Raw genomic sequence first — 13630 nt, forward strand, 5'->3', positions numbered from 1 at the left:
CCAAATCGGGACTGCGGTCAAAAGCGTGGTAAATGAAGGGTTTACGCCACTCTAGGAATGGGCCTGCGCCTGCGATTTCGCAACGATCAGGATGCCGACGAGGGAGACCGCCAGACCCACCGCCATCGCCCAGGAAAGCGGCTCGCCGAACATCTATCGGCCATTTCATGGAGACCCGGCAGAGGCCATATCGAGGGTCCAGGCATTGAGTAAACTGCGTCATCCCCCTGGCAACTTGATGGAGAATTAACCAGCAAATTGCTCAAGTTCGTGCTTGAGGTCCAGAGCAAGACTACCGTCACATGCGGCGACAAAGCCCTCGTCGCTGTTTTCAAATACACTTTTAAGCGGCTCGATAGAAAACATCTGCTTGTGCAAAAACTTCCCTTTGACCGTGCTAGGTCCCGCCTGCCCAAGTTGGTTCCAAAGGTCATCGGTAATTGGCGCACCACCTGCGGCTGAATGCAGTTCCTCGTTGTGAGCCTTTCTCCGCTTTCGATACATATCCTCGACAGGTTGCTTGTGTTGTTCGATCTTCGCCAGTACACGTGCTTCGGCGTCTGCCAACGGCTCACTACCAAGCCTTGCCAACACGTCTGGCTGCGCCGCGTAGTGTTCGATATCAGAAAACGCTGTAAAGATTATTCGCATATGATCATTGTCGAACGCTACTCGTAGTGCATTCTTTTCATCTGGCGTGAGTGCATCACTGTCTCTGATCACCGCAATTTTTATACTTTGCTCTAGGCCGACATAAAGCTCTTCTGCTTGAGCGGGGGTCGGCAGATTACGAAAACCAGTACCTGGTAGAATCGCAATTTGCCTCTCCAGTGCTGGCCATTGACGGATAATTTGTCTCAAGAACTTGAGATTTCCATCTTCAGAAATCGCCAACACCTTTTTCCCCATCGCTCCCCAACCAAGTGCCTGTTCGGCAGCAGATCTACTCCCAGTAAGCACCGCACCGTTCTCCAGCCAATAAACTCTGGCGTCATTTGCAGCGCCTCGTACAATGAAAGGCGAATGTGTTGTCATGATAATTTTAGTATCAAATGGGGCTGCTGCCCGCTCCAGCACTGATACCAACCGTTCTTGAGCGGATGGGTGTAGATGGGTATCAGGTTCATCTATGAGCAAGATAACAGGCTCGAAGAGGTAGATATAACTTAACATCTGTATTACCTGGAGATATCCAGTGCCTAGAAGCTCTATCTGGTTTCTATTTCCCTCACGTTCAAAATAACACCTTATTTCGAGATCATTCTCGTCGTCATGTTCTATAACAATCTTTATAGGCTCTATTAGCTCAGATAGATAATCTTCTATTTTTGCTATTGCTTCTGGCTTTTCATTCTTAATTATAAGAAGAACATTCCTAAGATAGACATTACTATCTCCGAAAGAGCAAGCCCTCAAAACTACTCTTTTACTTTCTCTGCGCTCACTATTCGGAATTCCAGACAGACCTGGTACATAGCACGTGAAGAATTTGTTCTTTGCCCTAAGCAAGGGCGATACGGCGGTTGGAAGCGTGCCGCTTATCGAGAGCCCAGCGTTACGCGCAGATCGTAGCGTTATTTCCGCTTCAACATCTCCTCCAGCGTCTGTAAACCCAAAGCTAATTACCGAACCGGGGCTCTCTTTGCGGTTTCCCCAGTCACCATTGTGACCTAGCTTTTTATACTGGTTTGTTGGCAGATAATCGAGTTCCGTAACGCTGACCGTGTTCGGCTTGTCCTTTTCAACGCGGTCTGCCTGCCTTGTCATGCAAGACGCCAGATGGAGAGCCTGCAATATGGAGCTCTTCCCGCTTCCATTCCCCCCAACCAGAACGGTACTCTTACCGAGCTCAAGCTCCACATCCCGAACTCGTTTAAACCCTTTGACCGCGATTGTAGAGAGTTCCATACACCACCAAAAAGTAGAATATTTCGATCGACGCACGTACCACAACTGCGGGTGCTTGAGCTAGTGCTGTATGATCAGAATCAACCCACTAAAATCTATGGCGAAAACCAATATGAACTCGCCTCAGAAGCGCTCTTCAATGCTTAGCGACGGCGTATCGCCCGATAAGCTGGTACGAATAAGCTGGACACCGGTCTGCCCAGCACTTCGATTTAACGGCACTTTAGAGGACTTCAGGGCGCCTATGTCCAACACCGGAAACCAGTGCCGCGATTCTCATAAGGAACAATAAATGCTCCAGACGTTTTCTGAAGCAGCCAAAAGGGGCGGACTCCATATGATATTGCAGGCTATCCCCGCCATTATCTGGATTCGTTGTGGAAAAATGGTACGGTTGGGGGGTCTCGAACCTCCGACCTCAGGTGCCACAAACCTGCGCTCTAACCAACTGAGCTACAACCGCACAACGGCGCGTCGACCGCGCTTGGTGCGTCACATACGGGCAGCCGCACCATTTTTCAAGCGTTTTTTGCATGCTTGCACATACGAAAATGGCCGGGCTCATGCCCGGCCATTTTATCATGCCGTGTAAAACCCTGCGAAGCGGGGCTTAGGCGGTCTTGAAGGACTTCATGGCCTTCTCGGCCGCGGACTTGCCGGGAGCCGAGACCTTTTCGGCAACCTTCTTGGAGGTTTCCTGAAGGGTGCGGGCCTGTTCGACGACGACTTCGGCCTGCTTGCGCAGGAACGCGGTCTGCAGTTCGAACAGTTCGGAGACCGACTTCACGCCGAGCAGGGCTTCCATGTGGGAAAGCGAGTTTTCGGCATTGGTGCGGAGCGCTTCGATGGCCTTGAGGCCGAGTTCGACGGAGCCGGCCTGGGCGCTTTCGAGCGTCGCTTCGACGGTCTTGGTCGCGTCTTCGGCGGCTTCCTTCATCTTGGCATAAGCTTCCTTGCTCTGAGCGGCGCCCTTTTCGGCGAACTCGCGGAAGCTTTCAGAGACCTTGCTGGGGTCGATGGATGCGATGGAGAATACGTCGTCGGTCTTCTTGGTAGCCATTGTCTGCGCTCCTTGGTTTGGCCCTCTCTAGAGGCGCCGTGTTCTTGGATGAGCCGTATATAGACGATCTCTTTTCGCATTGCAACAAAATTGTGCGGTGCACAATAATTCGAGGCGGCGTTAACCCTTCTGCCCGAAAGCCCGGGCCTTTGCGGGCGAGGCGCTGGACCCTCCGCACATGCACCGCTATTAATAAAGCGTTAATCGAAAGCCGGGGCCCCGGAAGCAGACACAGGCCTGAATATGTCCGCAAAGCAGTATCCCTTTATCGACGTCGCCGTCCATGAACGGGTGCGCCTGCCCTTCGCCCGGGGCGAGGCGGTCGTGCTGTTTTCCAAGGACATGGCGCGCGTGCTCTGGTCGAACGGCCGCGGGGCCGCCCTTTTCGGTCACGACAACATCTATGATTTTCTGGACGCCGGCCCGGACCGCGCGGATGTCGCCTTCCGCCAGCTTTCCGCCACCGCCCAGCAGGTGCAGGCGCCGGGCGAGCGCCGCAGCTTCATCATGCGCATCGGCAGCGGGTTTCGCAGCGTCCCGGTAAGTGCGGCCGTCGAAGGCGTCACCATCCGCCTCGGCGACGAGGCGATCCTGTTCAGCACACCCGTCAGCGCCGGCCGACAGAGCCAGCAGGATGCGGCCGCCGCCATGCTCACCGGCTTCGACGATCCCGACACGCATATGGCCGTGCTCGACGGCGGCGGCACGATCATCGCCGCCTCGGCGGATTTCGAAAGCCTCGCCGTCAGCCCGGAAACCCGGCGCGCGCTCGTGGAGGCCGCCGGCCGCAGCGCGGAGCGCCTCGTCAAGCGCCCGATCGCCACCGGCCGCGGCAACCTGCCCGCCGCCATCGGCCGCATCGCCACCGATCCGGCGCTGCACCTGCTCTTCGCCGTCGAAACGATCCTCGGGCATCTCGATCCGGATGAGGACGAGGCCGAGCCAGCACCAGCGGCTGTTGCCGCGGTGGAGGTCGAGCCGGAGATCGAGACCCCTGTGGCGGAAGAGCAGCAGGTCGAGGACGTGCCGGAAGTGGAGCCGGTTTCCGAGCCCGAAGCGGTCGCCTTTGTCGAGGAAGAGCCTGCAATTGAGGACGTCGCCCCGTTGGAAAGCGCCGACGAACCGGTTGCGGAAGCGCTGCCGGAAGTCGACGAGCCGGTCGAGGAAGCGCCTGAAGCCACCGCCGAAGACGTCGTTGCGGAAACCGTGGAAGAGGCCGAACCGGCGCTTGCGGAGGAACCCGCCGCCGAGGCCGCCGAAGCGCCCCTTGAAAAATCCGGCTTCGTCTTCAATCCGCAGGGACGGCCCATCCGTTTCGTCTGGAAGATCGATGCCGAGGGACGGTTCAGCGAGATTTCGGAGGAATTCGCCGCTGCCGTCGGGCCGCATGCCGCGGCCATTTCCGGCGAGCGTTTTACCGATGTCGCGGCCCGCTTCGATCTCGACGCCGAAGGCAAGATCGGCGACCTGCTGCGCCGCCGCGATACCTGGTCGGGCAAGACGATTCTCTGGCCGGTCGAGGGCACGTCGCTCGTCGTGCCGGTCGATCTTGCCGCATTGCCCACCTATTCGCGCAACCGCGAATTCGACGGTTTCCGCGGCTTTGGCATCGTGCGCATCGCCGATTCCAGCGAGGACCCTCATGCGCGTGGGCTGACGCTCAGCCATAGGGTCGAGGCGGTTGAGGAAGAGCAGACCGTCCTGGTGGAGGAAGTTCTGGCCGAAGAAGCCGGTACGCTGCTGGAGGACGCGGCGGAGGGCCTGACCGAAACGATCGAAATTCCGGATCATGCCTCTGCGCAGGTGACGGACGACGCTTTCGCGGCACCGGATGAGACGGTGGCCGAAGAACCCGTCGAGCCCGAGGAAACCGTAGACACCTCCCCGGCTCCGGAAGAAGAGACGACACCGGTCGTGCCGGTCGATGACGAGCAGGATGCCTTCCGTGGCGAGCGCCCGGCGTTGCGCCTGGTCGAAAACCCGGCCCGCCGCCAGTCCGACAAGGTGGTGCAGCTCGAAACCCGGCGCAATCGCGGTGGTCTTTTCGATGGCCTCTCGACCGGCGAGCAGGCGGCATTCCGCGAAATCGCCCGCCAGCTCGGCGAGACCTTTGGCAAGCGCAAGCCGGAGGACCGCCCGGCAGGTGACCGCGCTGCCGAGACGCCGGCTGAGACGATCCGCGACGACGAGCCCGAAATTGCAGCCGTCGTGCCCGCGACAGGCGAAAACGATGCGGAAATGCCGGGCCTCGAAATCGGCCCGCATGCCGACGACCTCCTGAGTGAGGACCATGCCGAGACGCGCACGGCGATCGCCCCGCCGCGCCGGCAGATGGATTACGGCCTCACCGCCGCCGTCGTCGACGCGCTGCCCGTGGCGTTGCTGGTGCATGTCGGCGACCGGCTGATCCATGCCAATCCGGAATTCTTCCGCCTGACGGGCTATTCCAGCCTCGACGACCTCGAAGCCTCCGGCGGGCTTGAAATCCTGCTGGGCGGCCCGGACGAGGACGCCGGCGATGGCGACGGCACGATGGCGCTGCGCCATGCCGATGGCGAGAGTGCCAGCGCCGTGCGCGCCCGCCTCCAGTCGATCCGCTGGGAGGACGGCACCGCGCTGATGCTGGCGCTGACGCCGATCCAGGCCAACAAGCCGACCCTTTCGCTGGTCGAAACCGCGCCCGCCCCCATCGAGACCGAGGAGCGGAACGCCGACCAGGCGGCCGCCTCGGCGCTGCGCATCGAGGTCAGCGAGCTACGCTCCATCCTCGAAACCGCGACCGATGGCGTCGTGGTGGTCGGGCAGGAGGGCGACATCCGCTCGATGAACCGCTCGGCAAGCGCGCTCTTCAACTATGACGAGGACGAGACGCGCGGCCGGCCCTTCGCCATGCTTTTTGCCCATGAAAGCCAGAAAGCAGTGCTCGATTATCTCGCCGGCCTCGCCGGCCATGGCGTCGCGAGCGTGCTCAATGACGGGCGCGAGGTCATCGGCCGCGAGGCCTCCGGCGGCTTCATCCCGCTGTTCATGACGATGGGCCGCCTCTCCTCCTCCTCCGGCTATTGCGCGGTCATCCGCGACATTACCCAGTGGAAGCGCACCGAAGAGGAGCTGCGCAACGCCAAGCGCGCGGCCGAGACGGCGAACGCTCACAAGAGCGATTTCCTCGCCCGCGTCAGCCACGAGATCCGCACGCCGCTCAACGCCATCATCGGCTTTTCCGACATGATGGCGACGGAGCGCTTCGGCCCGATCGGCCATCCGCGCTACATCGAATATGCCAACGACATCGGCCGCTCCGGCCGCCATGTGCTCGATATCGTCAACGACCTGCTCGATATTTCCAAGATCGAGGCGGGCGAGATGGAGCTGGAGTTCACCGCCGTCGGCCTGAACGAGACGATCGCGGAAGCCGTGTCGCTGGTGCAGCCGCAGGCGAACGGCCAGCGCGTCATCATCCGCACCTCGCTTTCGGCCAATGTGCCGCAGATCGTCGCGGACCTGCGCTCGATCAAGCAGATCGCGCTCAACATCCTGTCGAATGCCATCCGCTTCACGCCGGCCGGCGGGCAGATTGTCGTGTCGACCGCCTACGAGCCGAACGGCAGCGTCGTGCTGCGCATCCGCGACACCGGCGTCGGCATGACGCGCAGCGAGCTGGAACAGGCGATGAAACCCTTCCGGCAGGTGACGACGGGCGCGCGCAAGCGTGGCGACGGCACTGGCCTCGGCCTGCCGCTCACCAAGGCGATGGTCGATGCCAACCGGGCGAACTTTTCGATCAGCTCCACGCCGAACGAGGGCACGCTGGTCGAAGTGAGCTTTCCCTCGCCGCGCGTGTTGGCAGATTGACCCTATTGGGCTAGACCGGGAAAAACGCTTCCCGGCGCCCCTGCCCCGGCAGGGATTGCCGCATCGTCGAGGTAAAGCCTTGCAGGTCCTGTCTGAAAGCGTGCCGGCGCATAGCCAGCTCCGGCGATCCGGCGCCGCCCGCCACCCGCTGCTCTCAGTCACCGCCGTGCTGGCAGCCGTCATCGTGCTGATGCCGGCGATCGCCATCGTCGTTATCGCCGCAACGGGCGGCATGGAGAGTTGGCCGCATCTCATCAGCAATGTCATTCCACGCGCGACCCTGCGCACGTTGATCCTGCTGGCCGGCGTCGGCACCATCAGCGTCGTCGTTGGCGTGGTGACGGCCTGGCTGGTCGCGAGCTGCGAGTTTCCGGGCCGGCGCCTGCTCTCCGGCCTGCTCGTGCTGCCGCTTGCCATTCCCGCCTATCTCGGCGCCTATGCCTTCGCGGAATTCTTCTCCTTCACCGGCCCGGTGCAGACGGCCTGGCGTGGCCTCTTCGGCTTCCAGACGAGCCGCGACTATTGGTTTCCGGAGGTGCGCACCACCGGCGGCGCGATGCTGGTGCTCTCCAGCGTGCTCTATCCCTACATCTATCTCTCCGCGCGCTCGATGTTCCTGATGCAGGGCCGCGCGGCGGCGGATGTGGCGCGTACGCTGGGCGCCGGTCCCTTGAAGGTCTTCGCGAAAATCCAGATCCCCATGGCGCGGCCGGCGATCATGGTGGGGTTGACGCTCGTTGCCATGGAGACGCTGAACGATATTGGCGCGGTGGAATATCTCGGCGTGCAGACGTTGACCTTCTCGATCTTCGATACCTGGCTCAACCGCGGCAGCCTTGCCGGTGCCGCGCAGATCGCCTGCGTCATGCTGGTCTTAGTCGTCTGCCTGATGCTGGTGGAGCGTGCCGCCCGCCGCCGGCAGCGTTTCGCCAGCCAGAAGACCACGGCGGCGGTGCATGATTCGGTGCGCCTGAAGCTCGCAGGCTGGAAGAAATGGGTGGCCAGCCTCGCCTGCCTTGCGCCGCCGGTCATCGGTTTCGCCATTCCGGTCTTTGTGCTCGGCGGCTATGCCGCGCGCCGGCTGGAGCAGTTCGCCTCGACGCGGCTGCTCTCCGCACTGTGGAACAGCGTGCTCGTCTCGGCATCGACGGCGCTCGTCGCGGTGCTGCTCGCCTTCCTGCTGGCCTATGCCGCGCGCACCACGCGCTCGCGGCTGAACGCCGCCGCCGGGCGTTTCGCTTCCTTCGGCTATGGCGTGCCGGGCACGGTGCTGGCGATGGGCGTGCTGATACCGCTCGCCAATTTCGACAATGCGGTCGATGCCTTCCTGCGCGCGCAGTTCGGCATTTCCACCGGCCTGCTGCTCTCCGGCACCGGCTTTGCCATCATCTATGCCTGCACGGTGCGTTTTCTCACCATGGCGGAAGGCACGATCGATGCGGGCTTCCACAAGCTCTCGCCGCATCTCGACATGGCGGCGCGTACGCTCGGGCGCACCAGCGGCCAGACGCTGCGGAGCGTGCTTTTGCCGATGATGCGGCCGGCAACGCTGACGGCGGCGCTGCTCGTCTTCATCGAAACCATGAAGGAACTGTCGGCGACGATCATGCTGCGCCCGTTCAACTTCAACACGCTGGCGACGCTGGTCTACGAGGATGCCTCGCGGGCGAAGGTGGAGGATGCCGGGGTGCCGGCCATCATCATCGTCGCGGTCGGACTCATCCCCGTCTTCCTCGTCTCGCGCTCGCTCGACCGGCACTCGGGGTAAAAAAGAGGGCGGCAAAAGCCGCCCCGATAGTTTGAATGCTGTCCAACGTAAGCGTGGGTGAACGGCCTCATGCCATCGGGGTCGGGTGCGACCGGAACGCCCATCATCGGGCGCGCTCAAGTTGGCACGACATTGCCCCAATGCGGTTTAACAAATCCTTACCTGGCCGGTTCCGGCACAAAGGTTTCGTTCACAACTTCGCGAGTTTGGTTAATACGGCCGGTTCGAAATCGCGAGCGCCGCTCACCCTTATGACTTCAACGCGTCCAAGCCCGCAAAGAGCGCCAGCGCCTCCGGATTGGCGAGCGCCTCCTGGTTCCGGACCGGCCTGCCGTGCACGACCTCGCGCACCGCAAGCTCGACGATCTTGCCCGATTTCGTGCGCGGGATATCGGCAACCTGGATGATCTTCGCCGGCACATGGCGCGGCGAGGCGCCGGTGCGGATCTTTGTGCGGATCGTCTTTTCCAACGCCTCGTCCAGCACCGCGCCGGGCTGGAGCCGCACGAAGAGCACGACGCGCACGTCGTCCTCCCAGTCCTGGCCGATGCAGAGCGCTTCGGCGACTTCGTCAAGCTGTTCGACCTGGTTGTAGATCTCCGCGGTGCCGATGCGCACGCCACCGGGGTTCAGCGTCGCGTCGGAGCGGCCATGGATGACGATGCCGCCATGGCGGGTCCATTCGGCGAAGTCGCCATGGCACCAGATATTGTCGAAGCGCTCGAAATAGGCGGCGCGGTATTTTTCGCCCTCCGGGTCGTTCCAGAACATGACCGGCATCGAGGGGAAGGCCCTGGTGCAGACCAGCTCACCCTTTTCGCCGCGCACCGCATGGCCGTCCTCGTCCCAGACGTCCATGGCAAGGCCGAGGCCCGGCCCCTGGATCTCGCCCCGCCAGACGGGTTTCAGCGGAATGCCCAGCACGAAGCCGGAGACGATATCCGTGCCGCCGGAGATGGAGGCGAGCTGCACGTCCGGCTTGATGCCGTCATAGACGAAGCTGAAGCTCTCCGGCGAGAGCGGCGAGCCCGTCGAGGCGAGCACGCGCAGGCTGGAGAGATCGTGTGTCGAGAGCGGCGTGAGGCCGCTTTTGCGCACGGCGTCGATATATTTGGCGGAGGTGCCGAGTACGGCGAAGCGTTCCGCATCCGCATAGTCGAACAGCACGTTGCCGTCTGGATGAAACGGCGACCCATCGAACAGACAGAGCGTGGTGCCGAGCGCGAGGCCTGAGACCAGCCAGTTCCACATCATCCAGCCGCAGGTGGTGAAGTAGAAAAGCCGTTCGCCCTCGACCAGGCCGCAATGCAGGTGATGCTCCTTCAGGTGCTGCAACAACGTGCCGCCGGCCGAATGGACGATGCATTTCGGCACGCCCGTCGTGCCGGAGGAGAACAGGATATAGAGCGGGTGTCGGAAGGGAAGCTGCGCGAAGGTGAGCGGCTTTGCCGCGTAAAGCGCCGTCAGCGTCTCCAGCGTGCGGCCATCCGGCAGCGAGGCGGCGAGCGCTTCAGCATCGCCCGCATAGTGCACCACCACGACCGGCACGCCGAGCTTGCCGGCAATGGCCTGCACCTTGGCGGAGACGTCCTGGAGTTTGCCGGCATACCAATAGGCATCGCAGGCGATGAAGAGTTTCGGCTCGATCTGGCCGAAGCGGTCGAAAACACCCTGCTCGCCGAAATCGGGTGAACAGGAAGACCAGATGGCGCCGAGCGAGGTGGCGGCGAGCACGCAGGCAATGGTTTCCGGCATGTTCGGCATCATGGCGGCAACGCGGTCGCCCTCACCGATGCCCATCGCCGCGAAGGCCTGCTGGAGTTTGGAAACGCGGGCGCGCAGCTCGTCCCAGGACCAGCGGTACGCCACCTTGTCCTCGCCGCGAAAGACGATCGCATCCTCCGGACCGGCCTTCTTCAGCAGGTTCTCCGCAAAATTCAGCCGGCCCTCAGGGAAGAAGCGGGCTTCCAGCATGCGGTCGCCGTTTTCGAGCGCCGTGCCGCCCTTCTCGCCGATCACACCGCAATCGTCCCAGACCGCGGTCCAGAAGGCCGCCCGGTCTTCCACCGACCAGGTGTGGAGATCGTCATAGGATGTGAAGGCGCGCCCGGCGATGCGGCTCGCCGCTTTCATGAACAGGGCCATCGGGCTCGTCGCCAGGATTTCCGCCGAGGGTTCCCACAGGGGCATTTCCGACATCACGTTGTCCTCCACTCCAGGGCCATTCTACAACATGTTGCACCGCAGTATAATGCCGCGAATGCCGGTTCGCGCCGTTGCCGAACGCAATTCCGCCATGCCGCCATTTGATTTCTTAGCCCCAAGCGCCTATCCCCGTTCGCTTGAAGAGATGTGACCGCTGCCGGTAGAGGACCCGCCCCCGAATGACGCTTTCCCGTTTCATGCAATCGCGGCTTCTGGTGCGGGGATTCCTGGTCGTTCTGGCACTGTTCGTCGCCGGGCGCGTCGGCTTTCCCTTCCTCATCCAGACGGACACGGTCGGGCGGGAAATCGAGGAGACTCTGGAGGCGTGGACCGGCGCCGATGTCGAGATCGGCCGCGCGGCCGAGTTCTCCTTCTGGCCCTATCCGCGCGTGACGCTCGGCAATGTGCGGGTCGTCACGGGAGGCAAGCAGGAACTCGCGCATATCGAGGAAATATCGGCAAGCTTCGACCTGGTCGGCGCCGTGCGCGGCAAGCCGGTGTTCAGCGATTTCGATCTCGTGCGGCCGACGGTCCGCGTCGGCTGGGACGCCGAGGGCGTGTTCAACTGGCGCCACAGCGGATGGCTGATCCAGGCGATCGACGCCACCGCCTCCGCCCCCGAAGGCCAGGCGATACCTGAACTGCCGGAGGAGCGTATCGGCACGATCAATGTCGTCGACGGGATCGTCGAGGTGACGCAGGACGACGGGGCCACGCCCTATCGCATCTCTGATATCAACGGCAATATCGACTGGCCGGCGCTGCGGCGTCCGCTTGACCTGACGCTTTCCGGCGTCGTCAATGGCGAGATGACGCGCTGGACCTTCGATTGCGACCAGCCGCTGGCGCTGCTGGCCGGGCACAATGCCAATATGCGCACCAACCTTTCCGCCGATCCGACCACGGTGAACTTCGAGGGCGTCGCCAATCTCTCGACCAATGCGTTTGTGGCCGGCAACATGATGCTGTCGACGCCCTCGCTCGGCCACCTGCTCGCCTGGCAGGGCAAGGACATTCCCTCGGTCGGCAATCTCGGCCATGTCAATGTCGAGGCGAAGGTGACGACGGCCGGCTATTCGGCCAAGCTCGAAAACGTCAAGCTGACGCTCGACAATGCGCAGGCGACCGGCGTGCTGGACGTCGACATGCCGCCGGACGGCGTGCCCCAGGTCGGCGGCACGCTTGCCTTCGACCGCATTGACCTGCGTGCCTTCCTCTCCGCCTTTTCGCCCGGTGCCGAGCAGAATGCCGCGAGCATCGACACGGCCTTCCTGCACCAGTTCGGCATGGACCTCCGGCTTTCCGCCAAGACGGCCGATTTCACGCCGTTCTCGCTTCAGGAGCTTGCGGCCGGGGTGCGTGTGGAGAATGGCCGCGCCTCCTTCGATGTCGGCGACAGCGGCTTCATGGACGGGCGCATGACCGGTCGCATCGCGCTCACCGAACAGGGTTTTCGCGGCGGCGGGCGGTTCCAGATGTCGCTCAGCAATGTCGATATCGGCGCCATCGTCAACACGCTGGCGCTGCCAGGCCCGCTGCCTTCCGGGCGCGGCTCGGCCGATTTCGAGCTTTCGACCGACCGGCCGCTCTGGGCGACGACGGCGTCCGACATGTCCGGCCAGTTCCGCTTGAACATGGGCTCGGGCACGCTCACCCATTTCAACCGGCAGGCCTTCGAGGAGCGCGCGGCGAAAAACGCCTTCTTCAATTTTTCCGAAGCAGCCGACGGCTCTTTCGATTTCGTGCGGGCCGACGTGGAGGCAAAGCTCGACCGCGGTCTTGCGGAACTGACCAAGGCGGAGATCGAGGGCAACGAGAAGCTTCTGACGCTCTCCGGCATGATCCCCTATCGCAGCGGCAGCGTGGCGCTGGCCGGCGCGCTGTCCGATCGCCCACAGGTGGAGGCCTCGGCGGTCGTCAATCCGGCGATCAGCTTCTTCGTCGGCGGCTCCTGGCCGGAGCCGGTGATCTCGCCGCTTTCGATCCTGACGGGGCAGCAGCCCCGCCAGGAATAGGGTTCAGCGGCCGGCGAAGGCCGCCTGTTCGTCGCGCTGGCGCTGCACTTCGCGCCGCTTCGTCATGATGGACGCAATAACGACCCCAATGGCGACGAGGCCGATGAGCAGGGTGCAGGCCGCGTTGATTTCCGGCGTCACGCCGAGGCGCACCTGGCTGTAGATCTTCATCGGCAGCGTCGTGGCACCCGGACCGGAGGTGAAGCTCGAGATGACGAGGTCGTCGAGCGACAGGGTCAGCGCCAGCATCCAGCCCGACAGCACCGCCGGCAGGATGACCGGCAACGTCACCTCAAGAAAGGTCCTGACCGGCGTGGCGCCGAGATCGAGCGCCGCCTCCTCGATCGAGCGATCGAAGGAGAGCAGCCGCGACTGCACAACGACCGTCACGAAGCACATCGAGAAGGTGATGTGCGCCAGCGTCACGGTGACGAAGCCGCGGTCGAAGCCGATGGCGACGAAGAGCAAGAGCAGCGACAGGCCGGTGATGACTTCCGGCATGACGAGCGGTGCATAGACCATGCCGGAAAACAACAGCCTTCCGCGGAAGCGCGTGTAGCGCGTCAGCGCCAGCGCCGCCATGGTGCCGAGGATGGTGGCGATCGTCGCCGACAGCAGCGCCACGCGGATCGTCACCCAGGCCGCATCCATGAGGCCCTGGTTGTTGAAGAGCGCGACGTACCATTTCGTCGAGAAGCCGGCCCAGACCGTCACGAGCTTCGACTCGTTGAAGGAGAAGACCACCAGCAGCACGATCGGCAGGTAGAGGAAGGCGAAGCCGAGAACGACGGAGACGATGTTGAAACGGGACCAGTTGCTCAT

Annotated in this window: 7 protein-coding genes and 1 tRNA gene; 3 read left to right on the plus strand and 5 right to left on the minus strand. The window is 62.6% G+C overall.

Annotation, left to right across the window (positions count from 1 at the left end; all coding sequences use genetic code 11):
• Window positions 1-246: 246 nt before the first annotated feature.
• The 3 genes from AC1Q6Z_RS27615 to AC1Q6Z_RS27625 all read right to left on the minus strand — a co-directional run bounded on the left by AC1Q6Z_RS27615 (window position 247) and on the right by AC1Q6Z_RS27625 (window position 2968).
• Window positions 247-1908 (minus strand): ATP-dependent nuclease, encoded by a 1662-nt coding sequence (locus AC1Q6Z_RS27615; RefSeq protein ID WP_492649920.1) that lies wholly within the window; start codon window positions 1906-1908, stop codon window positions 247-249.
• A gap of 386 nt (window positions 1909-2294) precedes the next feature.
• A tRNA-His gene (locus AC1Q6Z_RS27620) sits at window positions 2295-2371 on the minus strand.
• Between the two features lie 147 nt (window positions 2372-2518).
• Entirely contained in the window at window positions 2519-2968 is a 450-nt protein-coding gene (locus AC1Q6Z_RS27625; RefSeq protein ID WP_256120680.1) for a phasin, read from the minus strand.
• Between the two features lie 243 nt (window positions 2969-3211).
• Here AC1Q6Z_RS27625 and AC1Q6Z_RS27630 point away from each other — a divergent pair, with 243 nt between their 5' ends.
• Window positions 3212-6820, plus strand: coding sequence for an ATP-binding protein (locus tag AC1Q6Z_RS27630; RefSeq protein ID WP_492649921.1), 3609 nt, complete (start codon window positions 3212-3214; stop codon window positions 6818-6820).
• Between the two features lie 190 nt (window positions 6821-7010).
• The gene (locus tag AC1Q6Z_RS27635) at window positions 7011-8588 is read left to right on the plus strand and encodes an ABC transporter permease (RefSeq protein ID WP_492649955.1); all 1578 of its coding nucleotides are present in this window, start codon (window positions 7011-7013) and stop codon (window positions 8586-8588) included.
• A gap of 249 nt (window positions 8589-8837) precedes the next feature.
• On the opposite strand, the gene AC1Q6Z_RS27640 is transcribed toward AC1Q6Z_RS27635, so the two are convergent.
• Entirely contained in the window at window positions 8838-10787 is a 1950-nt protein-coding gene (locus AC1Q6Z_RS27640; RefSeq protein WP_492649922.1) for an acetoacetate--CoA ligase, read from the minus strand.
• Window positions 10788-10972: 185 nt separating this feature from the next.
• On the opposite strand from AC1Q6Z_RS27640, the gene AC1Q6Z_RS27645 reads away from it, so the two are divergent.
• Window positions 10973-12808 carry an AsmA family protein gene (locus tag AC1Q6Z_RS27645; RefSeq protein ID WP_492649923.1) on the plus strand — a complete coding sequence of 612 codons (1836 nt, stop codon included), beginning with the start codon at window positions 10973-10975 and terminating at the stop codon, window positions 12806-12808.
• 3 nt (window positions 12809-12811) lie between these two features.
• Here AC1Q6Z_RS27645 and AC1Q6Z_RS27650 read toward each other — a convergent pair whose 3' ends face one another.
• Entirely contained in the window at window positions 12812-13630 is an 819-nt protein-coding gene (locus AC1Q6Z_RS27650) for an ABC transporter permease (protein WP_256120684.1), read from the minus strand.

The organism is Shinella sp. GW835-FHT14H05, from assembly GCF_058793575.1.